Here is a 26,038-nt window from a genome sequence, read left to right on the forward strand (position 1 = left end):
CGAAAATATATTATAATAGAATGAAAAGAAAGAAATTTGGCAGAAAGGGAGGGTGGCGATGCAGGAGATGGTTAAAGATTTTTTTGGACGCCCACTTCAAGATTTACGTATATCTGTCATTGATCGTTGCAATTTTAGATGTACATATTGTATGCCAGCGGAAATATTTGGGCCAGAATATGCTTTTTTGAAAGACGAGTTTTTACTAACTTTTGATGAAATTGAGCGTTTGGCAAAATTATTTGTTAGCATCGGTGTACGGAAAATTAGACTTACTGGCGGTGAGCCACTGCTTCGTAAAGATTTAACAAAACTTATTGCACGTCTTGTGAAAATTGATGGGCTAATAGATATAGGGTTAACGACAAATGCTATTCATTTAACGAAACAAGCGAAGGCATTAAAAGAAGCTGGATTACATAGAGTGAATGTTAGTTTAGATGCGATAGATGATGACATATTTAAGAATATTAATGGTCGAAATATTAATACGAAACCGGTAATTAAGGGAATTATAGCAGCTAAAGAGGCGGGCTTGGAAGTAAAGGTAAATATGGTTGTGAAAAAAGGGATGAACGATCATCAAGTACTACCGATGGCTGCGTATTTTAAAGAGCAAGGAATCACGCTTCGGTTTATTGAGTTTATGGATGTTGGTAGTACAAATGGGTGGAATTTTGATCAAGTCGTTACAAAACGAGAATTGATTGAGATGATTCATAAGGTGTATCCGCTTGAGCCAGCTGAAGCGCATTACTTTGGTGAAGTTGCGAAGCGATATCGGTACGTTGGAACAAATGTTGAAGTTGGTTTTATTACATCTGTTTCTGAGTCATTTTGTGTCTCTTGTACGAGGGCGAGAATTTCGGCAGATGGAAAGTTTTATACGTGCTTATTTGCGACAGAGGGTTTGGATGTAAGAGAACTTCTTAGAGGAAATCTTTCGGATGAGGAGTTATTAAGTGTTATACAAGATGTATGGATGAATAGAAAAGATAGGTATTCGGATGAACGAACAGAAGAAAGTGCAAAAAATCGTCCGAAAATCGAAATGTCTTATATAGGAGGATAAGAAAGGGGGCTATCGCATGCAGGAGCGATATTCAAGACAAATATTATTTTCTGGTGTTGGAGAAGAAGGGCAGAGAAAAATAAGAGAGAAGCATGTGCTTATTATTGGTGCTGGTGCTCTCGGTGCGGCAAATGCAGAAGCGATTGTTAGAGCGGGTGTTGGAAAAGTAACGATTGCTGATCGTGATTATGTAGAATGGAGTAATTTACAAAGACAACAACTATATACAGAAGAAGATGCAAAGCAGTATAAACCGAAGGCGGTAGCGGCAGCAGAGCATTTAAGAGCGATTAATTCTGAGGTGGAAATAACTCCGGTTGTGACAGATGTAACGGTGCAAGAAATGGAAGAATCAGTGAATGGTGTAGATTTAATATTAGATGCGACAGATAATTTTGAAACGCGTCTTCTCATTAATGATATTTCACAAAAGTATAATATTCCGTGGATATATGGTGGGTGCGTTGGAAGCTACGGAGTAACGTATACAATTTTACCAGGGAAAACACCGTGTTTTCGCTGTTTAATGGAGCATCCGGCGAGCGGAGCAACATGTGACACAGCTGGTATTATACAACCGGCAGTACAATTAGTAGTTGCGCATCAAACTACGGAAGCGCTGAAAATATTAGTAGAAGACTACGGAGCGCTTCGTGAAACGATGTTATCATTTGATCTTTGGAATAATCAACAGATGGCATTTAAAGTGAATAGGCAGAAAAAAGATACTTGTTTATCTTGCGGAAGGTTACGTACATATCCGAGTTTAACGTTTGAAGCACAAACGAAAACAGAAGTGTTATGTGGGCGAAATACAGTGCAAATTCGTCCAGGTGTGCGGAAGAATTTTAATTTGGAAGAAATTAAAAAGCGCTTACAAAGAAGTGTAGAGATAAAGGCGACACCTTATTTATTGTCGTTTCCGGTAGAAGAATATCGTTTTGTTTTATTTACAGATGGCAGAGCTTTCATTCATGGGACGAATGATATAAATGTAGCGAAAAGTTTATATGCAAGATATATAGGTTGAACCTAAAGGGAATCCTTTAGGTTCAACGGAGAAAGGATTATGAATTTCTCGTATAATCTCCACTTTTTCCGCCTGTTTTTTCAAGTAAGTACGTTTCGCCGATAATCATACCTTTATCGACAGCTTTACACATATCATACACAGTAAGAGCGGTAGCCGAAGCAGCTGTTAAAGCTTCCATTTCAACACCGGTGCTACCTTCTGTTTTAACTTTTACTTCAATGAGTAAACGATATTGTTCTTCTGATTGTTTCCAATCGAAAGAAACGTCAACACCTTTTAATAGTAAAGGATGGCACATTGGGATAATATCAGAAGTTCGTTTCGCAGCCATAATGCCTGCGATTTGCGCAACTGCTAATACGTCACCTTTCCCAATTTCATTGTGAGAGATTTTATCGTAAATTTCTTTCGTAACGACAATGCTAGAGCACGCAATTGCTGTTCGAACGGTTGCTTTTTTGTCACTTATATCAACCATCTTCGCGCGTCCTTGGTCATTAAAGTGTGTAAATGAAGACATGGAATTCCTCCTTGAAGTAATTTCTATTGAATATATAAAGTTTAATCGAGATAAAAAAAATTGCAAATATGAGGTGAGAAACGATGGTAGAAAAACGAATTCCAATTCAAGTTGCTGAGGCAGTAGAACGGGTAATGAAATATGCAAAGCATGGTGAAGTAGAAGAAATTTCTATTACGGAAAGTTACGGGAGAATTCTCGGGGAAGATGTTGTCTCAGATCATGACGTTCCTCATTTTGATCGTTCCCCTTACGATGGTTTCGCCATTCGAGCAGAAGATACGAAAGAAGCAACTCAAGAGAATCCAGTTGAATTTGAAGTAATAGGAGAAATCGGGGCAGGTTCTGTTTTTACAGAAGAAGTAGGATCTTTTCAGGTGGTTCGTATTATGACAGGAGCAGCTATTCCACAAGATTGCAATGCAGTCGTAATGCTAGAGCTGACAGAAGGGTTTGAGAAGAACGGGAAAACATATATGAAGTTAAAACGCCCTTTTAATAACGGTGACAATGTGTCGTTTAAAGGAGAAGATATAAAACAAAATCAAGTTCTCGTTCAGAAAGGCGTTGCAATTAATCCAGGTGTTGCCGCCTTATTAGCAACGTTTGGATATAGCACTGTGAAAGTTGTAAAACAGCCTGTTGTCGGTATTGTAACGACAGGAAGTGAATTATTAGAAGTACATGAGCCATTAGAACCGGGGAAAATTAGAAATAGTAACTCCTATATGATCGCAGCTCAAATTATGAAAGCTGGCGGGAAAGTTCGTTATTATGGTCAACTCGCGGATGAGTTAGATGCATGTTTTACAGCTGTTCAATCAGCGGTGGATGAGGTCGACATTTTAATTACAACAGGCGGTGTATCAGTAGGAGATTATGACTACTTACCAGCTATTTATGAAAGGTTACAGGCAAATGTACTCTTTAATAAGATAGCCATGAGGCCCGGAAGTGTAACGACAGTAGCTGAAGTTGATGGAAAGTTACTCTTTGGTTTATCAGGAAATCCGTCTGCTTGTTATGTAGGCTTTGAATTATTTGTGCATCCAATTATAAAAACGTATTTGTATGCGAAGGAACCTCACGTATATAGAGCGGATGCTATTTTACAAAAAGATTTTCCAAAGCCAAATCCATTTACTCGTTTCGTAAGAGCGAACGTAACAATTGTGGACGGGGCGTTACAAGCGATGCCAGTTGGTTTAGATAAATCGAGTGCGGTATCTTCACTTGCAGATGCGAATGCTTTTATCGTGTTACCTGGAGGAACGAGAGGATTTGAGACCGGAATGAAAGTATCCGTATTATTGTTAGAGCACTCTGAGGGATGTGATTGGCCATGGGCAAAGCCCCTTCAATCTTACAAATAGTAGGATATCAAAATAGCGGGAAAACAACACTTGTTGAGAAAGTGGTGCATGCATTAGCTGAACGAAAAATGAAAGTTGCTACAATTAAACATCACGGGCACGGAGGCTTTCCAGAAGTAGCGCAAAAAGATAGCGAAAGACACCGTAAAGCTGGTGCTGTCGTAAGTAGTGTAGAAGGCGCTGGATTGCTTTCACTTTCTTCACTAAGAAAGAAATGGTCCTTGCAAGAAATTATTCGCTTATATGAGTTTTTTGAAGTGGATACAATTTTAATAGAAGGCTATAAAAAAGAGAATTACTCGAAAGTAGTGTTACTTCGTTCTGCGGAAGACATTGAGCTTTTACATAAAGTAGAAAATATAGTGGCGGTTATTACGTGGTATGATGTTCCGGCAAATATAAGAGAAGAATATAAAGTATTTCATATAACAGAAGAAGAGTTGTACATAGACTGGTTTTTACAAACGGTTAGGAGTGCGAAATGATAAATACATATTATGAAGTAATTGATACAGAAATCTCAATTGAAGAAGTAACGAAGAAAGTAATTCGACGTGAATGCGGTGCTGTTACAACATTTATTGGAACGGTTAGAGAGTTTACGAAAGGGCGTCGTACATTATACTTAGAGTATGTTGCTTATAAGACGATGGCAGAAAAGATGCTAGAGAAAATTGGCTTGGAAGTGAAAGAGAAATGGCCAGGTACATATGTTGCGATTACACATCGCATCGGTACGTTGCAAATTTCTGATATAGCGGTTGTTGTTGCTGTTTCAACACCACACCGTAAAGCGGCTTATGAAGCGAACGAATATATTATGGAACGCATAAAACAAATTGTTCCGATTTGGAAAAAGGAGTTTTGGGAAGATGGTGACTCATGGATTGGTGATCAATTAGAAAAAACACCATATCCGGCGGGAGAGCCTGGGAAGGAGCTATAAGTATGATTAGAGTATTGTTATTTGCGCACTTGCAAGAAGAAGCAGGGACAAGTGAATTACAAATAGAGAAAGAAAATATTACGGTTGCACAGTTAAAAGATGTTGTTGCGAACGAATATAATGTACCAGTTTCAGAGCCAATTATGGTTGCGATTAATGAAGAATACGCAAATGAAGATGACAGGGTCCAATCTGGTGATGTTGTTGCACTAATTCCACCAGTGAGCGGTGGTTAATATTGGATTCATTAAAACGACTTTCCTACATAGGGAAAGTCGTTTTTTTATGGCAGTTTTGAGAACACTAATCTATAGAACAAGGAGGGAACTATGAAAAAAATATGTGTAGTTATCACAATGCTATGTGTGGCCTTTTTCTCTTCTCCAAGCGATTCTTTCGCGAAAGAATCAAGAGAACAGCTTTTAGAGAGTGCATTATCAAATAGGTACTATTCAGTTATTAGACAAGTGACAGAAGATCAATATGAATGTGCTTCAGTTATAGATATAAAGCGTCTCGGCAAGAAAGATGAATTTGTTCCTAGATACGAAGTGAAGCTACAATTTCTTACATTTCAAGGAGCGCATAATCCGCCGAACGATAAAGTTACGCTTACTTTGGAAGATCATTTAGATCACGTAAAGATAAAGAAAGTGGAGCGAGAAAAGAATGTTTCTGACGTTATTGCAGAAAAAGTTTGTGAACGGGAAAAAGAAAAAATAAAAGCTCACTCTAACGACTTAGAGTGATAATCTATGGCATTTAGTAAAGAAAGGTAATGAGTGATGGATATATTTTTAGCGATTTTACCAGCTATATTTTGGGGAAGTATTGTGCTATTTAACGTAAAACTGGGCGGGGGCCCGTATAGTCAAACGCTCGGAACAACGTTTGGAGCACTTATTTTCTCAATTGTTGTTTATATTTTTATGAAGCCAGTATTAACACCTACCGTTATCGGAGTTGGAGTTGTGTCAGGTTTATTTTGGGCGCTTGGTCAGGCAAATCAATTGAAAAGTATTGATTTAATGGGTGTTTCGAGGACGATGCCAATTTCAACAGGACTTCAATTAGTCGCGACGACTTTATTTGGCGTTATCGTATTTCATGAATGGTCCACGACAATATCGGTCGTCCTTGGGATTTTAGCGCTCGTTTGTATTATTATCGGTGTTATTTTAACATCGCTTCAAAGTGAAGAAGAAAAGAATGCAGAGCAAGCAGCAAACTTTAAAAGAGGTATCGTAATTTTATTAATTTCAACAGTCGGTTATTTAGTTTACGTAGTAGTAATTAGGTTATTTAACGTAGATGGCTGGTCGGCTTTGTTGCCACAAGCAGTTGGTATGGTGTTAGGTGGGATTTTGCTTACCTTTAAACATCATCCATTTAATAAATATGCAATTCGCAATATTATTCCAGGATTAATTTGGGCAGCTGGAAATATGTTTTTATTCATTTCACAGCCGCGTGTTGGAGTCGCAACAAGTTTCTCGCTATCGCAAATGGGAATTATTATTTCCACGCTTGGTGGGATCCTTATATTAGGTGAAAAGAAAACGAAACGTCAATTAACGGGTATCGTTGTCGGTATCGTTTTTATTATCGCAGCCGGAATTATGTTAGGTATAGCCAAAAGTTAAAGGAGGTATGGAAATGTATAGTGATTTAGCAGGGAAAGTTGTCGTTATTACAGGATCAGCAACTGGTCTCGGAAGAGCGATGGGAGTAAGGTTTGCTAAGGAAAAAGCGAAAGTGGTTATTAATTATCGCTCACGAGAATCAGAAGCGAATGATGTGTTAGAAGAAATTAAAAAGGTAGGCGGCGAAGCGATTGCTGTAAAAGGTGATGTAACCGTCGAATCAGATGTTGTGAATCTCATTCAATCTGCTGTGAAAGAGTTTGGTACGCTTGACGTTATGATTAATAATGCAGGGATAGAAAACGCGGTACCGTCGCATGAAATGCCGCTTGAAGATTGGAATAGGGTAATTAATACAAATTTAACAGGTGCTTTTTTAGGAAGTCGTGAAGCGATTAAATATTTTGTAGAACATGATATTAAAGGGTCTGTCATTAATATGTCTAGTGTTCATGAGAAAATTCCGTGGCCACTATTTGTGCACTATGCAGCAAGTAAGGGTGGCATTAAACTGATGACAGAAACGTTAGCGCTAGAATATGCGCCAAAAGGTATTCGAGTAAATAATATAGGACCAGGTGCAATTAATACGCCAATCAATGCAGAAAAGTTTGCTGATCCTAAAAAACGTGCTGACGTAGAAAGTATGATACCTATGGGCTATATTGGAAAACCTGAAGAAATCGCAGCAGTAGCAACTTGGCTTGCTTCATCAGAGGCGAGTTACGTAACGGGAATTACGCTATTTGCAGATGGTGGAATGACGTTATATCCATCGTTTCAAGCTGGGCGTGGGTAATATGAAAAGGACAAAGAGTTTTATCTCTTTGTCCTTTTTTACAAAAAAAATAGCGTTCGGCTATTTTAAAATTAATGATTAATTGTATCTTGAAGAAATTCTGTTGCTTGATGTTCAGTAACATTTTGTACGAGCGCGACTTCGCTGATCATCATTTTTCGTGCATTATCTAGCATTTGTTTTTCGCTCGCATTTAATGTTCTCTCTTTATTACGGCGAAGTAAATCCCGAACCACTTCTGCGCTATCTTGTAAATTGCCATTTTTCATTTTTTCCATATTCATTGTATATCTTTGTTTCCATGAGAGTGATGGGTCTGACTCCCCGTTTTGAAATTCAAGAAGTATATCATCTAACGTACCTCGATCAACGATATAACGAATACCTGATTTTTTTAATTGTTCCATCGGAAGCATTACTTGCATATCTTTACTAATGATGCGTATCACACAATATTGACGTGAAGTACCTAATATTTCTTTCTCTTCAATTGCTTCGATAATTCCTGCACCGTGCATTGGATAAACGATTTTATCACCAATTTGAAACAAATCATCCACCTCCATATGTGGTAACCACTTTTAATGATAGCATACGCATGTAAAAATGTCAAATTTTATATAATAACATAACATTTATATTAGAGTCAATAATATGGAGTGGTTTTTTTATGTTTTTTTGAACATATTTATCCCGCATTAACGGGCGATAAGACCCCCATCTCAAAATTTAGAAAAAGCAAAGAAGTTAGGTGGGGGGCAGGCTGATTAAAGTTTCACTTTATAGTGATTTTTTTAGAAAAATAGTACAGGTGAGAAAGAAGGCATATCCACTTATTTTTAAGCATAAAATGTAAAAGGGCTAATACAATATACCTAAATCCGTTCTTTGCAAAGGAGGGAGAGAAGGTGAGGCGCACAATAAAAATTGATATTACAAATAAAGTTGTAGCTAAATTTAGACCAAATTATTTGGAATTATATACGAGTAAATTTATGATAGGTAAGTTTTATGTCTATACTGAAGATAAAAAATATGTGTTAGAAGACGGATATATATATGAGAATGGAAAGTTTTATCGCATCATAGATACGCACCGTGGCAATAATCAAGCGGCGGAGGGCTGCGATCTAGGATGGTGTTAACATGATTCGTGTGAAAGTGTTTGATGAAAGTCACGAAAAAGACTTAGAAGACGCTGTGAATGTGTTTTTGAAAAAGATTGATGATAGCAACTTTGTAGATATTAAGTATCAAGTTGGTGTTTCCATTAACGACGATGAAAACCAAATTTATTGTTTTTCAGCAATGATCGTTTATAAAACATAAAAAAGAGCTGGCTCACCCAGCTCTTTTTTATGTTTTATGTTGGGACAACATGTGTCGGTAATACGTTCATAATAGATTGGGGTGTGCCTAATTTCTTTGTCGTTAAAAGAGGCTCCCCTGTTTCATGATTTTGGGCATCTTTACACATACCAAGGTGATAACGATCACCTAAAAATGGATCAATATAAAAACCGTTTTTGAATACTTTATCATTCGGATGTTTTTCATGATGAATATCAGAGCAGTTAATGCAATAGAACATAGCTTTCATCCCCTTTTTATTTTTGTTTGAAAAAAGTGAGTCGGTAGTCATTTCGCTCCTGAGGAAATGTTGAGGAGAAGAGAAATAACTACCTACTCAAATGGTGGGCATATTCCTTCTGATTTGTCATATCTCGCGTATTGTCCCTTGAGGGAAGGAGGAGAGACGAAGTACGCATGATATAAGTAAGGCGCTTCTCTCAAGATAAATGATGGAGTTTCATGTTGAGAGAAGTTTTTATTTTGTATTGCCTTTGTGAGTATATTATGAGGAAATGCTAAGAGGGTGTTTGTCCTGTTGAAAAAATGTTGAGAATTTCTCAACAGTAAAAGAATTAGCGTTGACATGAAACTAAAAGGTGTTATATTATCGAAGTATAACCAAAAGGTGTTATGTTATAACGCCGAGTAAAGGAGAATGAAAATGGAACAACAAAATACATTAAATGATATTAAACAAACAATCGTTTTTAACGCGTCTATTCAAAAGGTATGGAGTGTAGTATCAACTGCAGAAGGGATTGCGTCATGGTTTATGCCAAATGATTTTGTATTAGAGGTAGGACATAAATTTCATGTGCAATCACCATTTGGGCCATCACCATGTAAAGTGTTAGAGATTGATGAGCCAAACTATTTATCTTTCTCATGGGATACAGATGGCTGGGTTGTTTCATTTAATTTGAAAGACTTAGGAGATAACAAAACAGAATTTACGTTAATTCACGGCGGCTGGAAACATCCTGATGAAATTCTTCCGAAAGCAAATGCGAAGAGCTCTATTATTCGCGATAGAATGAGCGGTGGTTGGGTAGCGATTGTAAATGAAAAACTGAAAAAGGTTGTCGAAGGCTAAGTGTCCTCGTCAGCAGCGAAATATGATGTATTTCAAGCAATTGCTGATCCAACCCGCCGAGAAGTAATACGGTTATTAAGTGACAAAGAGTTACCGATTTCCAAAATAACGGATCATTTTCCGATGAGTCGTACTGCGGTTGTAAAGCACCTTCATATTCTTTCGGAAGCGAATTTAGTAAGTGGAAGAAAGAGCGGAAGAGAGAAGATATATCGCTTGCATCCAGAGCCATTAGAGGAATTACAGCAGTGGCTCTCGTATTATGAACGTTTTTGGGATAATAAATTGTCCATGCTGAAACATATTGTGGAGAATGAAGAATAAAAAAAGGATGACCAAAATGGTCATCCTTTTTATTGTTGCTCACTTGTTTGTGTAGCTGGCTTTAATAAAAGCCAACCGATAATTAATGTACATACTGCTAATACGAAAGTGCTCATATAAATAACGTGTACACTTGCAGCTAATGCGGATTGTGATTCAGTGGCTACACTTGCTGTAGTCCCGCCGTGTCCACCAGATACAAGATCAAGGTTTTTAATGCCGCGTGCATGAATCATCGTATTAAAGATTGTTCCAAAGATTGCAGCACCTAACGTTTGACTGAATGTATTAATAAATGTGTTTAAACCAACGGCTGTTCCGCGTGTATGAGCTGGTACGGCTGCTTGAATTGTTACCATGTAAATCGGTGTCACAAGCCCCATTCCTAAGCCGAATAATCCGACTGCTACATAAATAAGGAACGATGGTGAATTTGTTGATAGTGTAAATAATAAGAACGTAGCGACTGATAAAATGCTAGCTCCAAGTAAAATGATTTGTTTCGTTTTTAATTTGCCTACTAAGTTACCAGAGAAAATAGCGCCAAATGTCCACATAACAGGGATTGGCATTAAAATAAGTCCAGCTTCTGTAGCATTTTTCCCTAATACACCTTGGCTCCAAATTGGAAGGTACATTGTAATACTAATAATCATTGCGCCAGCAATAAGAGTTAATATATTTATCGTAGATAATGTACGGTTAGAGAAAAGTGCTAGCGGAATTAATGGTTCTGGAGATTTTTTCTCGATGAATAAGAAAATAATAAATGAAATAGCGGCAAAGATTAATAGGCCGATAATTGTCATGTCTCCCCAGTTTTGCTTACTGCTACCTGTTAATAATGCATATAGTAGAGCGATTGTACTTAATGAGAAGACTGTTGCACCAAGATAATCGATATGATGCTTAGCAGGTTTAATAGATTCTTTGTAGTAAATTGCAATCATTAAGCAAGCGATAATTCCGAATGGAACGTTTAGGAAGAAAATATAGCGCCAAGAAAGGGAATCAACTAAAAATCCACCTACTAACGGTCCGATAACACCGGATACACCCCAAACGGCACTCATCCAACCTTGTGCTTTCGCGCGGTCTTTCGCTTCGCTATATAAGTCTCCAATAATCGTCATTGTGATTGGCATAACAGCACCAGCACCGATACCTTGAAGCGCGCGGAAGAAGATTAATTGTTCCATCGATGTAACGATTCCGCAAAGTGCAGAACCGACTAAAAAGATTGTAGCTCCGATTAGTAAAACTTTTTTACGGCCAAATAAATCAGCGAGCTTTCCGTATATTGGAGTCGAAACAGCTGTTGCAAGCATATAAATTGCATATACCCAACTAACAAGTTCGACGCCTGACAAATCACTCGTTATACGAGGGATTGCTGTACTAACAATCGTTCCTTCTACCGCAGAAAGAAACGTCATTAACATTAAAGACATCATGACTTTTTTTCTCATTTGTTTTCCCCTTACCCTTTTTTAAATATTCAACAATATAAAATATAAAGGTACTAAGGTAAATAAAGCAACAAAAAAGCAATGGAAAGTTACATGGAGCAGATATTTGTCGCTTCTTGTCGGTAAGTCGATAAATTTGGGAAATCGCCGATATAAGTTGCAGAATCGCTGATAAATTTGGAAAATCGCCGATATAAGTTGCGGAATCGCTGATATATTTGTGGAATCGCTCATATAATTTCATGTACCTATAAAAAAAGAAACAGGAATCCCTGTTTCTTTTTTTAATACTGCATTTTCGCGTTTTCTCCAGCTGTCGTTCCGGCAATTCTACCAGTAACAAGGGCTGATGTAATATTATAGCCACCAGTATAACCATGAATATCAAGAACTTCTCCGCAGAAATATAAGCCGTTCGTAAATTTAGAAGACATTTCTTTCGGGTTAACTTCTTTCACGGATACACCGCCGCCAGTAACGAATGCTTTTTCAATTGACTGCGTACCATTTACATTCACAGTAAACTCTTTAAAGTCTTTCACAAGTGCACGAATCTTTTCGTGAGAAACTTGTCCAGCTTGTTCGCTGCCGTCAATTTCATTTTTTTCTAATAAGAATAGGAAGTAACGTTCAGGAACATAACCTTTTAAAACGTTTTTAATTCCTTTTTTCGGATCTTCTTTCATTTGTTTCAGCATGCGCTGAAATAGTTGCTCACTATTTTCCTCTGGCAATGCATCAATACTCATTTGTATTGTATTCGTTTTAAACTTTTTCAGTGCTTTCACGACGAATTGACTACAGCGAAGAGCAGCAGGACCAGATAGGCCAAAATGAGTGAAGAGCATGTCCATTTTGTGAGAAATGATAGCTTTTCCTTTCGGGTTTAATACACTTAAGTTTATATCACGTAAAGCAAGACCTTGTAATGAGCGGTCACGTATAAACGGCTCGTTTGAAAGGATAGGTACTTCTGTTGGGAATAATTCTGTGATTGTATGACCCGCTTTTTCAGCCCAAGCATATCCGTCTCCAGTAGATCCAGTTTGAGGAACTGATTTTCCGCCAACAGCGATAACGACGTGATTTGTTTCTAACACTTCACCTGTTTGCAGTATAACTGCTTTCGTTTGACCATTTTCATATTCAATCGTTTCAACAGGCGTATTTGTACGAATTTTTACACCTAAGTCTTTTAATCGTGTTAAAAGTGCGTCTACAACAGATTGTGCTTTGTTTGACACAGGGAACATGCGACCATGGTCTTCTTCTTTCAATTTAACACCAAGATTTTCGAAGAATGTAATAATATCTTCATTATTAAAAATAGAAAAAGCGCTGTATAAGAAGCGACCGTTTCCTGGTATATGTTTAACAATTTCATCAAGTGGTAGACGGTTCGTTACGTTACAGCGTCCGCCACCAGAAATTGCAAGTTTACGCCCAAGTTTATTTCCTTTATCAAGAAGTAAGACATTTGCGCCTTCTTCTGCAGCACCAATTGCAGCCATTAGCCCAGAAGGACCGCCGCCGATGACAATAACATCATAATGCATAATATATCGACCTCATTTTCTACATTTCCTGCCTAAAAGAATAGCATGTTTTCCCTTAAAAGAAAAATAGAGTGAAGTACTGCTTAATGAGAGAATTGTGGTACAATACAAAAGTTAGAGTTCAGCACTATCCTGCCATTTGTAGGCGATAAGACTAAAACCTCAAGATTTAGGAGAAGTAAATAGGGAGTCTGTTAGCCTGTAAATGCTCGAATGGTTCAACTAATAAGGAGTAGGAGAGAAGTCTCCAACTAATTATAGTTTCACTTTATGTAGATGTAGGAGGATTTTTGTATGTCCGATTCGAAATTTCTGCGCGGAACGCTTATTGTTACGCTAGGGACATTTTTAGTAAAGTTCTTAGGCATGATTTACGTCTTTCCGTTTCATGCATTAGTAGGAACAGAAGGCGGAACGCTCTATACATATGGATACATTCCATATACGATCTTTTTAAGTATCGCAACGGCAGGTGTGCCACTTGCTGTTTCAAAATTTGTTTCCAAATATAATGCGCTTGGCGATTATAAAACGAGCCGGAGAATGTTCCGCTCGGGAATGGTTATGATGATAGTAACAGGAGTTCTTTCGTTCCTAGTACTGTACATGACGGCGCCATTGTTTGCAGAAGCGATGCTTGGTAAACAAAGTATACACAATAATGTAGGAGAAGTTACGACGATCATTCGTCTTGTAAGTTTCGCACTTATTGTTGTACCAGCAGCGAGTTTAATTCGTGGTTATTTCCAAGGTCACCAGTCTATGGGACCAACTACCGTTTCACAAATTATTGAACAAATTATTCGTATCGTCTTTTTATTAGCGGGTAGTTTTATCGTTATTAAAGTACTTGGCGGTACAGTTGCAACAGCAGTTGGAGTAGCGACATTTGCTGCGTTCGTTTCAGCGGTTGGAGCACTCGGTGTGTTAATTTGGTACTGGCTAAAACGTAAAAAATATTTGGATCAATATTTAATTGAACAAACTGTACCAGAATCAACAGTAAGCACCGTTCAATTGTTTAAAGAGTTATTTGCATATGCGATTCCTTACGTTGTAATTGGGTTAACAATTCCTTTATATCAACAAATTGATACATTGACATTTAACTCAATTATGCAGGCGATTGGTCAAGGGGATATCGCAGAGCGAGCTCTCGGTATTTTCACAATGTGGACGCATAAGTTAATTATGATTCCTGTATCACTTGCAACAGCGTTTAGTTTAACGCTTGTACCAGCAATTACAAAATCATTTACTGAAAAACAATACCGTTATTTGAAATTACAAATTACACAAACATTCCAGGCGAATATGTTTTTAACATTGCCAGCAGTTGTCGGTATTTCTTCACTGGCATATCCAATTTATACTGCGTTTTACGATTCAGATCCACTAGGTGGACAAGTATTAATGTGGTATGCACCAGTTGCGTTGTTATTCGCTTTATTTACAGTAACAGCGGCAATCCTGCAAGGTATTAACCAGCAGAAGCATGCGATTATTGCGCTTATAATGGGCGTTATTTTGAAATTTGTATGTAACGTAATCTTTATTCGTTATTTCGGTACAGTAGGAGCAATTCTAGCAACAGCAGTTGGTTTCTTAGCTTCTGTTTGGTACACAAATCAACAAATTAAAAAATACGCACACTATTCATTCGGTGTTGTATATAAAAGAACATTCCAAATTGCAGTACTAACACTTATAATGGTCGTTGCTGTAAAACTATCACAATGGCTTCTATCCTTCATGATTTCGCCTGATGGCCGTATTGGTGCTCTTATAACAGTTGCAATTTGTGCAGGTATTGGCGGTCTTGTTTACGGATTGTTAGCAATTCGCACAGGAGTACTTGAAAGAGTATTTGGTGGAGAAGCATTAGATAAAATTCAACGTAAACTTGGTAGTAGATTTAAAATAAAGTTGAAATCAAGAGGGGCGTAATTACGTCCCCTTTTCTATGATAAATAAAGAAGGTGAAAAACGTGAGATTAGATAAATTATTAGCAAATATGGGATATGGAAGTAGAAAAGAAGTAAAGAAATTATTGAAAGATGGCGTTGTGAAAATTGATGGAACGCCAGTAAAAGATGCGAAAGTTCATGTAAATGTAGAAGAGCAAGAAGTTATGATTCACGGTGAAGTTGTGGAATACAAAGAATTTGTTTACTTAATGATGCATAAACCACAAGGTGTTATTTCAGCGACGGAAGATGATAATCATGAAACAGTAATAGATTTATTAGAATTAGAAGATGCAATCTTTGATCCGTTCCCAGTTGGACGACTTGATATCGATACGGAAGGTTTCTTATTGATAACAAATGATGGGAAGTTATCACATCAATTATTATCTCCGAAAAAGCATGTGCCGAAAAAATATTATGCACACGTTGCAGGAGTAGTAACAGAAGAGGATGTAAAAGAGTTTGCTAAAGGTGTTATTTTAGATGATGGCTATGAAACAAAGCCAGGTGCACTTACAATATTGAAAAGCGATGATATTTCTGAAATTGAGCTTGTGATTACGGAAGGGAAATTCCATCAAGTGAAGCGTATGTTTGAAGCGGTAGGGAAAAAAGTAGTCTACCTAAAGAGAACAGAGATGGGTCCGTTAGTATTAGATGAAGAACTAGAACTTGGACAATACCGAGAGCTAACAGATGAAGAAGTAGAAATGTTAAAAACATATCAAGTAGATACTGAAAAGTAGTACCTTTATAGGCGCAGAAAAGACCCCTTTCTAATTATTAGAAAGGGGTATGTATTTATTTACATACAATTATTTTTCATTATGAGGTCATTCTCACTTTCTTTCCTGTTGTTGTCCACTTACCGCGGCAAGGGCTATACACGAGTTCATTAAACTGCAACACATTTAGATCACGTTGTATCGTTCGCGGTGTGATCCCGAACTCATCTACAAGGTCTTTCGTCGTTACCGTTCCGTTTTCATTGATGTACATATAAATTGATTTAATGCGTGTTAGCATACGAGTAGTTGTAGGTTTCAAGAGAAAACCACTCCTCTACTAGTTTTTTTGACCCCATTCAGGAAAGAAGGTCGTTACTACCATTGTACTCTACATGATAAAATTCATGCTTTAATCTACTTAAATTTTACAGAAATTTAACAAATATTCATATAGAAAAATATTGGTAGTTGACATTGTATATATGGTCAGTCAACTAACACATAAAATTCTACGTAAAACGCCAAATTCCTGCAAATTTTTTTGAAAAAATAAAAGAAAAACTAATGAGAAATATCTGAAATATTACAATTGTTCGGTATTTGGTTTTCGTGTATGGCATAAGAGATTTCGGTTTGTTATGATGAAAGAAACAATATAGTGAAGGATGGATGCGTGATGTCAGCAATTAATTGGACAGAAGAAGTTGCGAAACGAAAAGATGATTTAATTCGTGATACACAACAATTTTTACAAATTAAAAGTGTATGGGAAGAAGAATCGGCGAAAGAGGGCGCACCATTCGGTGAAGGTGTAGAAAAAGCTTTATCTTTCATGTTACATAAAGGAGAAACTGAAGGTTTTACTTCTAAAAATTTAGAAGGATATGCAGGTCATCTTGAAATGGGGCAAGGAGAAGAGTTAGTAGGCATTCTTTGTCACGTTGACGTTGTACCAGAAGGCGATGGCTGGACGACTCCTGCATATAGTGCAGATATTCGCGACGGAAAGATTTTTGCACGTGGTGCAATTGACGATAAAGGCCCAACGATGGCAGCATATTATGCGATGAAAATTGTGAAGGAATTAGGCTTACCTCTTTCCAAACGTGTTCGTATGATTATAGGAACAGATGAGGAAAGCAATTGGAAATGTGTAGATCACTACTTTAAAAATGAAGAAATGCCAACAATCGGTTTTGCACCAGATGCAGACTTTCCAATTATTAATGCAGAAAAAGGAATTTCTGATATACAAGTTGTGCAAAATGGTAGTGAAGAGAAAAAAGGTACATATGAACTTGTTTCATTTGATTCAGGGCGCCGTTTAAATATGGTTCCTGATTTTGCAGAAGCGGTTATTACAGGAGAAGATGTAAATGCACTTACAGTAGCATATGAAGAGTATTTACAAACTGCTAAAAAAATAGGGAAATCGACTATAGAAGGAAATGCAGTGACGTTGCAAATAGAAGGAATTTCAGCGCACGGATCTACTCCTGAAAAAGGAGAAAATGCAGGTTTATTATTAGCAAACTTCTTAACTACAGTTTCACTTGATGGAAAAGCAACTGCATTTGCGACATTTGCAACAGAAACATTTACTGGTGATATTTTTGGTGAAAAAGCTACTATTGCTTATAAAGATGAAATTAGCGGTCCGTTAACAGTGAATGTCGGTCGCATTTCTTATACGAAAGAAAACGGTGGTAACTTAGGGCTAAACGTACGTTACCCAGTTACAACTAACTTTGAAGAAACAATTGTGAAGTTGAAAGAATATGTTGGTACGCATGGTTTTGAAGTGGCTGACTATTCTAATTCTCGCCCACATCACGTCGATAAAGATCACGTATTAATCCGTACGTTACAACGTGTGTATGAAGAACAAACAGGTGAAAAAGCAGAACTATTAGCAATCGGCGGCGGTACTTATGCTCGTTCATTAAAAGCTGGTGTGGCATTTGGCCCGCTATTCCCTGGAAAAGAAGAACTTGCACATCAAAAAGATGAGTATATCGAAATTGAAGACTTATTAAAAGCAACAGCAATTTACGCGCAAGCAATTCATGAATTAGCGAAGTAATGGATATATAAATAATGTCCGCTCTCTATTTTGGAGAGCGGCTTCTTTTTACCTGAATGAGATAAGAAAGAAAAGCAACAATAGAAAGAAGGAGAAGATGTACATGGAACTGCATTATTTTGTCGCAATTACGTTACCGAATCATATAAAAGAAATGCTGTATAACTATAAAAAGGACATGCAAGAGGAATTACAATTTCGTTCATGGGTACATAAAGAAGACTATCATATTACCCTTTCATTTTTAGGGAGTGCAACGGAGGAACAATTAGAGGGAATAAAAAATGGATTACAAACAGTTGCAGAAACAAAAGAACTATCGTTCACGTTACAAGGTTTTTCAACGTTTGGTAGGGAAGATCAGCCCCGTATTTTTTGGGCGAAGGTAAGTGAGAATCACGATTTGTTTCAGTTGCAAAAGCAAGTACATGCCATTTGTGAAGAAAATGGATTTTCTCTAGAAATACGCCCGTATCACCCGCATATTACCGTTGCTCGTAAATGGATAGGAGAAGAAAAGTTTCGTTTAGAAAGTATAAAAGAAGTGCCTGAAATATCATTTCAAGCAGATACAATTACTTTATACGAATCCCACGTGAAAGAAACCCCGAAGTATAAATCGATTGCTGAAATAAAATTACAAAAATAGAATGTTGAAAACGTTTTTTATGCAGGTGAATATACTATAGAGAAGAATGGAGTTACTGTATAGAGTCTTGTTGATAAGAAAAGCCTTATCATTTGCAGCTCATTTTATCTCGCCTAATTGGTGAAGGCTAATAATAAGTGAGGATGGGAAAATTTTCTCGCTCATTAAAGTTTCACTTTATTTTAACTTTGAGAATGATGGTGATTTTTTTATGTTGAAAGTAAAACGTCCATTTGATGCCTATTTAGATGAAATGAATAAAATTACAATTTTGCTCCCACATGCGTATGGAACAAGTCGGACATTTCGTTTGCAAGAAGGAAGTAATGTGAAAGATTTACCGATTGCTCATACTATTGCGCTTCCAGATGCAACGAAGTATGAGTGCTTTATAGAAGAGCCGCTAGATGTGGGGAAGTATTATACAGTACGAGATGAACGGAATGAAGAAACTGATTTACAAATAGGTGCTGTTATTCGAACAAAAATTTTCGATGAAAAGTATTATTACGAAGGTACAGATTTAGGTGCTGTGTATCAAAAACAAGAAACGACATTTAAAGTATGGGCCCCAACTGCAAGGCTTGCGAAAGTAAGAATTTATAAGAGCGATAAAGAATATACCGATCATGAAATGTACAGGGGAGAAAACGGAGTTTGGATTCAAACATTACAAGGTGATTTAGACGGAGCACGCTATACATTTCTTGTTTGTATTAATTTAATATGGAACGAAGCGGTGGATCCTTACGCAAAGTCAGTGACTGTAAATGGAAAGTATGGCATTGTTATCGATTTAGAAAAGACGACTGTAACGAAACGAGAGCAATTACCACCATTACAAGCAATGACAGATGCCATATTGTATGAATTGCATATTCGTGATGCTACTATTCATCCGAACAGTGGAGTGAGTAAAAAAGGGACGTATAAAGGGCTAATGGAAGAAGGAACAACAGGACGAAATGGGACATTGACAGGTTTGTCTCATATAAAAGATTTAGGCGTTACGCATGTTGAATTATTGCCTTTATATTGTTTCGGTGGTGTGGATGAGGCGAATCCTTCTTCTGCCTATAATTGGGGGTACAATCCATTATATTACAATGCACCAACAGCATATTATGCTACAAACCCCTCTGATCCGTATAACAGGATAGTTGAGTGCAAACAACTAATTGAAACATTTCATGAACAAGGTATTAGGGTGATTATAGATGTTGTATATAATCATGTTTATGAAAGAGAGCTATCATCATTTGAAAAGCTTGTTCCAGGATATTATTTTCGTCATGGTGAAGATGGTATGCCTTCTAATGGGACGGGAGTCGGAAATGATATAGCGTCTGAACGGAAAATGATGAGGAAATTCATTGTAGAGTCTATTTTATATTGGCTTACTGAATACAATGTCGATGGATTCCGATTCGACTTAATGGGAATTTTAGATATTGATACAATGAATATGATAGAGAAAGAAGTGCGAAACATAAAACGAGATGCTTTGTTATTAGGAGAAGGATGGGATTTACAAACACCGCTTCCTCTTGAGGAAAAAGCAACGTTAAATAATGCGAAGAAAATGCCACATATCGCGCAGTTTAATGATCAATTTCGTGATGGGATAAAAGGGAGTACATTTCATATAAATAAGCGTGGTTTTGCATTTGGTGGGCATGTAGACTGTAATCATTTGCAGTATATTGCAGCAGGAAGTCTTTTAAGTATGAAAGAAACAGGGCTGTTTTTAGAGCCGGCGCAAAGCATTAACTATGTAGAATGTCATGATAATATGACGATGTGGGATAAACTAGTGCGCAGTAATGAAGAATCAGAAACGATTTTGAAAAAACGTCACCTATTAGCGAGCGCAATGGTTATTCTTTCACAAGGCATTCCTTTCTTACACGCAGGGCAAGAGTTTTATCGTACGAAGAAAGGAAATGAAAATAGTTATAATGCAAATGATGAGATCAATCAATTAGATTGGGATCAAAAAGAGAAAGAGATAGAAACCGTTAACTATATAAAAGGTTTAATTGCGATTCGTAAAGAGCATGGGGCGTTCCGATTACAAAATGCAGACCTTATAAAAAAACATATGACTTTTTTACAAACATCTACAGAAGTACTTGCATATCACCTAGAGCATGCAGAATCGTTTGGGCCGTGGAAAGAGATTATCGTCTTATTTAATAGCGGTTTAGAAGCTAAAACTGTGCAACTTCCGAAAGAAGCAACGTGGCATGTGTTAGTAAACGAAAACGAAGCGAAAATAGAGCCAATTTCTTCATTTAGAGGAAAGGAACTTAGGCTCGCTCCAATTAGCACGTATATATTGACGATAATGTGACAAATCGCTACTTGACGATGAGAATGTAATAAATGTAGAATTGACAAAGGTGACGATTTTGATAAGTTGTCATTCTATGACAGGTTTTGTAAAATAAAATAGAGGATTTTTGGCTTAGGCTAATTTTTCTTTTCATTTACAGTAAAATATATGAATCCACAACATGTGTAGAAATGTTGCGGTTTTTCTTTTCATAACTATAAAAGATAAGGATTTGTTAACGGGTAATGAATATGGAATGGTTGGAACAATTATTAGGAAAAGAGTGGAGTCTTGTACCGGCTGGTGGAGTAACGGGCGATGCATATATTGCGCAAAACGGACAACAGAAGTTATTTTTAAAGCGGAATACATCGCCCTTTTTAGCGGTATTGTCAGCAGAAGGAATTGTTCCAAAATTACTTTGGACAAGAAGGGTAACGAATGGTGATGTAATTTCTGCTCAAAAATGGCTTCCGGGACAGAAGCTAGAGCCAGAGGATATGAAACTAGAACGTGTTGCGAAACTTTTGAAGAAAATACACTCCTCTAAAGCGCTTGTACAGATGATTCAAAGACTTGGGAAGCAGCCGCTTCACGCACAAGAGTTATTACAACAACTGCAACTCGTTTTAAGAGGAGATATAAGGGATGATGAAACAATTCAGCAAGGCCTTCAATATTTAATGGATTCATTAAAAGCTATTGAATACAATGAATTCGTTGTATGCCATTGTGATGTAAACCATAACAACTGGCTATTGTCGGATGAAGATGAATTGTTTTTAATTGATTGGGATGGAGCTGTAATTGCTGACCCAGCTCTAGACCTCGGTATGTTATTATATTGGTACATTCCGCGCCAGGAGTGGAGTGAGTGGCTCGGTTATTATGATATTGAAATGGATGAATCGCTGCTTAGGCGTATGAGATGGTATGTGATAGCACAAACGATTTTGTCTATTCAATGGCATACAACAAAAAAACAGCAAGCAGAAGCTGAATATTGGCATCAATATTTACAGCAACTACTTGCTTCAGAATAATACTTAAGAAAAATTGTCCATTCCAGCAATCCACTGAGTAAGTTGTTCTTGATTATTGGAAATATGGTTGTCCAAATTAGAGGAAGATTTACCCGATTGACTATAAGAATATACATCGTTTAGCATTGTTTTAGCGTCACTACTTATATTATCGTTTGCGAGTAACGATTGAATGAGGCGCTCTAATTGCTCGCATTCTGAAACTGTCCCGCAGCAATCACTTTGGTGGTTGACTAAAATATCTTTCAGCACTTCTAATTGATGTTGTTGATTAATTGGCATGAACGGATCATCCTTTCGATTGTTTTTCTCTTCGAATGTAAGAGAAAAAGCTGTTTCGTCATGGAATGTTTAATGCTGTATGTAGTTTTTATCAAAATGGTACATCTTATACTTGAAAGAAACGGACCGAGTGCTCGTACGTACTTGGTTTTTTGTTTGGTAGATTGATTAAAAAAGAAAGAAGGAATTATTCCTTTAAAATAGCTATGTAAAGAGAGGGAAACATCTATGCGTTTAAGACATAAACCGTATGCAATGGATCGAATTAATGAATATTCACATATCGTAATCGGAAACCCAGAGGAGCGCGCTGGTAGCTGGAAAGAAGTATTTGGAAACGAACAACCAATTCATATTGAAGTAGGTACAGGTCGTGGCCGCTTCATGTATGATATGGCAAAAGCGAATCCACATATTAATTATATTGGAATTGAAAAATTCACAAGTGTTGTTGTAGATGCACTTGATAAATTAATTGAAGAAGAATTACCAAACTTAAAGTTAATTAATAAAGATGCTGAAGATTTAACAGTTTTCTTTGCGAAAGGTGAAATTGATCGCGTTTATTTAAACTTCTCAGATCCATGGCCAAAGAAACGTCATACGAAGCGTCGTTTAACGTATAAAACATTTTTACGTAATTACGAAGAAGTGTTAGTAGAAGGCGGAGAAATTCATTTCAAAACAGATAACCAAGGTCTATTTGAATATTCTCTTATGAGTATGGCTGAGTATGGTATGTTACTAACTTACTTAAGCTTAGATCTTCATAACAGCGACTTTGAAGGTAACATCATGACTGAATACGAAGAGAAATTCTCTAGTAAAGGTCATCGTATTTACCGAGTTGAAGCAAAATATCGTACAGAGCCTATGCAGTAATGCATAGGTTTTTTATATCTAAAATAATCAGAATTTTATGTTAAGATTAATTGAAAGGGGGATGTGTAATGGAACAGTTACAAATTGGAGATATAAAAGTAACGTGGTTAAAAGGCGGAAATACACATTTAGATGGAGGGGCAATGTTTGGTGTTGTGCCGAAAGTACTTTGGTCACGTAAATATAAACATAATGACACAAATCATATTTACTTACGAACAGATCCGTTACTTTTACAAACGAAAGATGGAAATATGCTCATTGATTCAGGAATAGGAAACGGTAAGTTGGATGAGAAGATGAAACGAAATCAAGGTGTAACAGAAGAATCATCGGTTTATGAATCGTTAGAAAAACAGGGATTAAAGCCTGAAGATATTCAATATGTTTTAATGACACACCTTCATTTTGATCATGCATCTGGCCTAACAAAATGGGATGGGGATCACCTTGTACCAGCGTTTCCAAATGCGAAAGTTTACGTAAGTGAAACAGAGTGGAATGAAATGAGGAACCCAAATATTAGATCCCGTAATACATATTGGAAGGAAAATTGGGAACCGATTGTAGATCAAGTTGTTACGTTTCAGCAAGAAATAGAAATTACAGATGAAATCAAGATGGCACATACGGGTGGGCATAGTGATGGACATGCAGTCATCATTTTGGAGAGTCAAGGGGAAACGATGCTACATTTAGCAGATCTCTTGCCGACGCACGCGCATCAAAATGTATTATGGGTAATGGCATACGATGATTATCCGATGACATCGATTGAAAATAAGCAAAAGTGGATGGAGTACGGCGCTGAAAAAGGAGCATGGTTTACTTTTTATCATGACGCATATTACCGTGCAGTAAAGTGGAATGAAGAAGGGCATATCGTAGAAAAAATAGAGCTGAAAACGAGTATAGAAGCATAAAAATAGGAGGTTGCTCCATCATATTTATTGGAGCAGCCTCTTTTTTATTGTCGGGTTTTGTCGGTAAGTCGATATATTTAAACAAACGCTGATATAAATTGAGTTGCGCCGATATAATTGGGAAATCGCTGATATAAATTGAGTTGCGCCGATATAATTGGGAAATCGCTGATATAAATTGAGTTGCGCCGATATATTCGGAAAATCGCTGATATAATTTTAATCAATACCCGCAATTTCAAAAAAATAAGAGGTTCACCTAATGGGAACCCTCCTTTTTATGCTGCTATAACCTCTAAAACAGTACCTGTTTTAGCATCAACTAAAAATTCAAATCGTTCTTGTATATCATTTAACATTGTTGTAAGACCGCCGCGATAAACTTCATATGCGACATCATATTTTTCAAATGTCTCTGGAACCATATGTACCCAAGAGCCAGTAATTTCACCTTTATGACTTAATGCTTGTTTCACCATTTTCAATGCTTTTTCTGAAGAAATATGGGATTGTTCTTGTACTTTGTTTGCAACGAGATAACCAGCTGCGAACCCAACGCCAAGACCTGCTACTAAACCTTTCCAGCTCATATATTCACCTCAATTCTATAAAATAAAAATAGTGTACCGATAATAATTATAAAGCAAATACAGCTAAAAAAGAAGAAACTAGAAACATTTCGAAAATTTCGTTACAATAAAAGGGGTATTCTACTAAGGTTTGAAAGAAGGGGACTTCGTGAATAAAGAGACATTACAATTATTTCGTACGTTAACAGAATTACAAGGTGCATCAGGTTTTGAACATGATGTACGCCGTTTTATGAAACAAGAATTAAGCAAATATGCAGATGAAATTGTACAAGACGGTTTAGGGAGCGTATTTGGTCTGAAAAAAGGGGACGAAACTGGCCCGCGTGTTCTTGTAGCAGGTCATATGGATGAAGTAGGTTTCATGATTACGCAAATTACGAAAAACGGAATGCTTCGTTTTCAAACGTTAGGCGGATGGTGGAGTCAAGTTTTATTAGCACAGCGTGTACAAGTTATGACGAAGAATGGTCCTGTTATTGGGGTTGTTGGTTCTATTCCTCCTCATTTATTAAGTGACGCGCAACGTGCAAAACCGATGGATATAAAAAATATGTTAATTGATATAGGTGCAGATAGTTATGAAGATGCGATTGAAATTGGTGTAAAACCAGGACAACAAATCGTGCCGATTTGCCCATTCACGCCGATGGCAAACGAAAAGAAAATTATGGCGAAAGCTTGGGACAACCGTTACGGATGTGGTCTTGCAATCGAATTGTTAAAAGAATTAAAAGATGAAACATTACCAAATACATTATATTCTGGTGCTACTGTACAAGAAGAAGTAGGCCTCCGCGGAGCGCAAACAGCTGCAAATATGATTCAACCAGACATTTTCTATGCGCTTGATGCAAGTCCAGCAAACGATGCATCTGGTGACAAAACACAGTTCGGTCAATTAGGAAAAGGTGCTCTTCTTCGTATTTACGATCGCACGATGGTAACACATAGAGGAATACGCGAATTCATTTTAGATACAGCAGAAACAAACAACATTCCGTACCAATACTTTATTTCACAAGGTGGTACAGATGCGGGCCGTGTACATACAAGTAACTCTGGTATCCCATCAGCAGTAATTGGTGTTTGTGCACGCTACGTTCATACACATGCTTCAATTTTACATGTTGATGATTATGCAGCGGCGAAAGAATTAATTACGAAGCTTGTAAGAACAACAGATAAAACGACGTTAGAGACAATTAAGAATAACGCGTAGAGAAGAAGGGCGAAAAACCCTTCTTTTTTTAGGTTGAATAGATGACCCAGCGATGAGTGGTGGCGGTTAGTGCCTAATGGGTGCTCGAATGATGTATTAAGACCGCGGGTAGGAAGAAAGAAGAAGCCTGTTTTTGTGTTTAGGACCAG

The 26,038-nt window shown here is 37.2% G+C and carries 30 protein-coding genes; 22 read left to right on the forward strand and 8 right to left on the reverse strand.

The genetic code is table 11. From position 1 onward, the window contains the following. The first annotated feature begins 58 nt into the window (after positions 1 to 58). Both moaA and AU379_RS00865 read left to right on the forward strand, forming a co-directional pair. Entirely contained in the window at positions 59 to 1,072 is a 1,014-nt protein-coding gene (gene moaA, locus AU379_RS00860; RefSeq protein WP_001157117.1) for a GTP 3',8-cyclase MoaA, read from the forward strand. 16 nt (positions 1,073 to 1,088) lie between these two features. Further along, positions 1,089 to 2,102, forward strand: coding sequence for a molybdopterin-synthase adenylyltransferase MoeB (locus tag AU379_RS00865; protein ID WP_061138909.1), 1,014 nt, complete (start codon positions 1,089 to 1,091; stop codon positions 2,100 to 2,102). A gap of 37 nt (positions 2,103 to 2,139) precedes the next feature. On the opposite strand, the gene moaC is transcribed toward AU379_RS00865, so the two are convergent. Then, the gene (gene moaC, locus AU379_RS00870) at positions 2,140 to 2,625 is read right to left on the reverse strand and encodes a cyclic pyranopterin monophosphate synthase MoaC (protein WP_000094146.1); all 486 of its coding nucleotides are present in this window, start codon (positions 2,623 to 2,625) and stop codon (positions 2,140 to 2,142) included. An 83-nt stretch (positions 2,626 to 2,708) separates the two neighbouring features. On the opposite strand from moaC, the gene moeA reads away from it, so the two are divergent. The 7 genes from moeA to AU379_RS00905 all read left to right on the forward strand — a co-directional run bounded on the left by moeA (position 2,709) and on the right by AU379_RS00905 (position 7,386). Beyond that, positions 2,709 to 3,998, forward strand: a complete 1,290-nt coding sequence (gene moeA, locus AU379_RS00875; RefSeq protein ID WP_000229698.1) for a molybdopterin molybdotransferase MoeA — start codon at positions 2,709 to 2,711, stop codon at positions 3,996 to 3,998. Further along, entirely contained in the window at positions 3,968 to 4,483 is a 516-nt protein-coding gene (gene mobB / locus AU379_RS00880) for a molybdopterin-guanine dinucleotide biosynthesis protein B (RefSeq protein WP_000513645.1), read from the forward strand. The genes moeA and mobB overlap by 31 nt, the downstream gene beginning before the upstream one ends. Further along, positions 4,480 to 4,944, forward strand: coding sequence for a molybdopterin synthase catalytic subunit MoaE (gene moaE, locus AU379_RS00885; RefSeq protein WP_000611226.1), 465 nt, complete (start codon positions 4,480 to 4,482; stop codon positions 4,942 to 4,944). Before mobB ends, moaE begins: the two co-directional genes overlap by 4 nt. A 2-nt stretch (positions 4,945 to 4,946) precedes the next feature. Further along, positions 4,947 to 5,180, forward strand: coding sequence for a molybdopterin converting factor subunit 1 (gene moaD / locus AU379_RS00890; RefSeq protein ID WP_000621778.1), 234 nt, complete (start codon positions 4,947 to 4,949; stop codon positions 5,178 to 5,180). Positions 5,181 to 5,273: 93 nt separating this feature from the next. Beyond that, positions 5,274 to 5,693, forward strand: a complete 420-nt coding sequence (locus AU379_RS00895; protein WP_000717679.1) for a DUF3888 domain-containing protein — start codon at positions 5,274 to 5,276, stop codon at positions 5,691 to 5,693. A 36-nt stretch (positions 5,694 to 5,729) separates the two neighbouring features. Beyond that, positions 5,730 to 6,587 carry a glucose uptake protein GlcU gene (gene glcU / locus AU379_RS00900; RefSeq protein WP_000350861.1) on the forward strand — a complete coding sequence of 286 codons (858 nt, stop codon included), beginning with the start codon at positions 5,730 to 5,732 and terminating at the stop codon, positions 6,585 to 6,587. Positions 6,588 to 6,600: 13 nt separating this feature from the next. Then, entirely contained in the window at positions 6,601 to 7,386 is a 786-nt protein-coding gene (locus AU379_RS00905) for a glucose 1-dehydrogenase (RefSeq protein WP_000286673.1), read from the forward strand. Between the two features lie 71 nt (positions 7,387 to 7,457). Here AU379_RS00905 and AU379_RS00910 read toward each other — a convergent pair whose 3' ends face one another. Then, positions 7,458 to 7,952 carry a CarD family transcriptional regulator gene (locus tag AU379_RS00910; RefSeq protein ID WP_000451446.1) on the reverse strand — a complete coding sequence of 165 codons (495 nt, stop codon included), beginning with the start codon at positions 7,950 to 7,952 and terminating at the stop codon, positions 7,458 to 7,460. A 342-nt stretch (positions 7,953 to 8,294) separates the two neighbouring features. Here AU379_RS00910 and AU379_RS00915 point away from each other — a divergent pair, with 342 nt between their 5' ends. Further along, on the forward strand, positions 8,295 to 8,531 hold the full coding sequence (locus AU379_RS00915) for a DUF2553 family protein (RefSeq protein ID WP_061138910.1): 237 nt from the start codon (positions 8,295 to 8,297) through the stop codon (positions 8,529 to 8,531). Between the two features lies 1 nt (position 8,532). Next, positions 8,533 to 8,715 carry a sporulation protein Cse60 gene (locus tag AU379_RS00920; RefSeq protein ID WP_000621752.1) on the forward strand — a complete coding sequence of 61 codons (183 nt, stop codon included), beginning with the start codon at positions 8,533 to 8,535 and terminating at the stop codon, positions 8,713 to 8,715. A 34-nt stretch (positions 8,716 to 8,749) separates the two neighbouring features. On the opposite strand, the gene AU379_RS00925 is transcribed toward AU379_RS00920, so the two are convergent. Next, a complete protein-coding gene (locus tag AU379_RS00925; protein ID WP_000498988.1) occupies positions 8,750 to 8,977 on the reverse strand; it encodes a DUF3973 domain-containing protein in 228 nt (75 codons plus the stop codon). 423 nt (positions 8,978 to 9,400) lie between these two features. On the opposite strand from AU379_RS00925, the gene AU379_RS00930 reads away from it, so the two are divergent. Both AU379_RS00930 and AU379_RS00935 read left to right on the forward strand, forming a co-directional pair. After that, entirely contained in the window at positions 9,401 to 9,832 is a 432-nt protein-coding gene (locus AU379_RS00930) for an SRPBCC domain-containing protein (protein WP_061138911.1), read from the forward strand. Continuing rightward, positions 9,833 to 10,156, forward strand: a complete 324-nt coding sequence (locus tag AU379_RS00935) for a metalloregulator ArsR/SmtB family transcription factor (protein ID WP_000098837.1) — start codon at positions 9,833 to 9,835, stop codon at positions 10,154 to 10,156. 29 nt (positions 10,157 to 10,185) lie between these two features. Here AU379_RS00935 and AU379_RS00940 read toward each other — a convergent pair whose 3' ends face one another. Beyond that, positions 10,186 to 11,625, reverse strand: coding sequence for an MDR family MFS transporter (locus AU379_RS00940; RefSeq protein ID WP_001228005.1), 1,440 nt, complete (start codon positions 11,623 to 11,625; stop codon positions 10,186 to 10,188). Between the two features lie 284 nt (positions 11,626 to 11,909). Then, complete coding sequence (locus tag AU379_RS00945; protein WP_000558861.1) at positions 11,910 to 13,181, reverse strand: NAD(P)/FAD-dependent oxidoreductase; 1,272 nt, start codon at positions 13,179 to 13,181, stop codon at positions 11,910 to 11,912. A 294-nt stretch (positions 13,182 to 13,475) separates the two neighbouring features. Between AU379_RS00945 and AU379_RS00950 the strand changes: the two genes are divergently transcribed. Together AU379_RS00950 and AU379_RS00955 are read left to right on the forward strand one after the other, a co-directional pair. Beyond that, positions 13,476 to 15,128 (forward strand): polysaccharide biosynthesis protein, encoded by a 1,653-nt coding sequence (locus tag AU379_RS00950; protein WP_001284029.1) that lies wholly within the window; start codon positions 13,476 to 13,478, stop codon positions 15,126 to 15,128. A gap of 41 nt (positions 15,129 to 15,169) precedes the next feature. Beyond that, entirely contained in the window at positions 15,170 to 15,898 is a 729-nt protein-coding gene (locus AU379_RS00955; RefSeq protein ID WP_001234947.1) for a pseudouridine synthase, read from the forward strand. A 79-nt stretch (positions 15,899 to 15,977) separates the two neighbouring features. Here AU379_RS00955 and AU379_RS00960 read toward each other — a convergent pair whose 3' ends face one another. Beyond that, positions 15,978 to 16,199: a DeoR family transcriptional regulator gene (locus AU379_RS00960; protein WP_000805512.1), complete on the reverse strand. Its 222-nt coding sequence runs from the start codon at positions 16,197 to 16,199 to the stop codon at positions 15,978 to 15,980. Between the two features lie 357 nt (positions 16,200 to 16,556). On the opposite strand from AU379_RS00960, the gene pepV reads away from it, so the two are divergent. The 4 genes from pepV to AU379_RS00980 all read left to right on the forward strand — a co-directional run bounded on the left by pepV (position 16,557) and on the right by AU379_RS00980 (position 21,990). Then, a complete protein-coding gene (gene pepV / locus AU379_RS00965) occupies positions 16,557 to 17,963 on the forward strand; it encodes a dipeptidase PepV (RefSeq protein WP_001274258.1) in 1,407 nt (468 codons plus the stop codon). 103 nt (positions 17,964 to 18,066) lie between these two features. Then, on the forward strand, positions 18,067 to 18,612 hold the full coding sequence (gene thpR / locus AU379_RS00970) for an RNA 2',3'-cyclic phosphodiesterase (RefSeq protein WP_000418996.1): 546 nt from the start codon (positions 18,067 to 18,069) through the stop codon (positions 18,610 to 18,612). A gap of 211 nt (positions 18,613 to 18,823) precedes the next feature. After that, the gene (gene pulA / locus AU379_RS00975) at positions 18,824 to 20,965 is read left to right on the forward strand and encodes a type I pullulanase (protein WP_000921744.1); all 2,142 of its coding nucleotides are present in this window, start codon (positions 18,824 to 18,826) and stop codon (positions 20,963 to 20,965) included. 227 nt (positions 20,966 to 21,192) lie between these two features. Continuing rightward, on the forward strand, positions 21,193 to 21,990 hold the full coding sequence (locus AU379_RS00980; protein WP_001986674.1) for a phosphotransferase family protein: 798 nt from the start codon (positions 21,193 to 21,195) through the stop codon (positions 21,988 to 21,990). A gap of 3 nt (positions 21,991 to 21,993) precedes the next feature. Here the strand turns inward: AU379_RS00980 and AU379_RS00985 are convergent, their stop codons facing one another. Further along, positions 21,994 to 22,272, reverse strand: a complete 279-nt coding sequence (locus AU379_RS00985; RefSeq protein WP_001122235.1) for a YtzH-like family protein — start codon at positions 22,270 to 22,272, stop codon at positions 21,994 to 21,996. Positions 22,273 to 22,500: 228 nt separating this feature from the next. Here AU379_RS00985 and trmB point away from each other — a divergent pair, with 228 nt between their 5' ends. Both trmB and AU379_RS00995 read left to right on the forward strand, forming a co-directional pair. Continuing rightward, positions 22,501 to 23,154, forward strand: coding sequence for a tRNA (guanosine(46)-N7)-methyltransferase TrmB (gene trmB, locus AU379_RS00990; protein WP_001239385.1), 654 nt, complete (start codon positions 22,501 to 22,503; stop codon positions 23,152 to 23,154). Positions 23,155 to 23,222: 68 nt separating this feature from the next. Continuing rightward, the gene (locus AU379_RS00995) at positions 23,223 to 24,077 is read left to right on the forward strand and encodes an MBL fold metallo-hydrolase (RefSeq protein ID WP_000436838.1); all 855 of its coding nucleotides are present in this window, start codon (positions 23,223 to 23,225) and stop codon (positions 24,075 to 24,077) included. Between the two features lie 278 nt (positions 24,078 to 24,355). Here AU379_RS00995 and AU379_RS01000 read toward each other — a convergent pair whose 3' ends face one another. Further along, positions 24,356 to 24,667, reverse strand: coding sequence for a PepSY domain-containing protein (locus AU379_RS01000; RefSeq protein WP_000118543.1), 312 nt, complete (start codon positions 24,665 to 24,667; stop codon positions 24,356 to 24,358). Between the two features lie 148 nt (positions 24,668 to 24,815). Between AU379_RS01000 and AU379_RS01005 the strand changes: the two genes are divergently transcribed. Continuing rightward, complete coding sequence (locus AU379_RS01005) at positions 24,816 to 25,889, forward strand: M42 family metallopeptidase (protein ID WP_001031507.1); 1,074 nt, start codon at positions 24,816 to 24,818, stop codon at positions 25,887 to 25,889. Positions 25,890 to 26,038: the final 149 nt, after the last annotated feature.

Source organism: Bacillus sp. JH7, assembly GCF_001563515.1.
In the GTDB taxonomy this organism is placed as follows: Bacteria; Bacillota; Bacilli; order Bacillales; family Bacillaceae_G; genus Bacillus_A; species Bacillus_A cereus.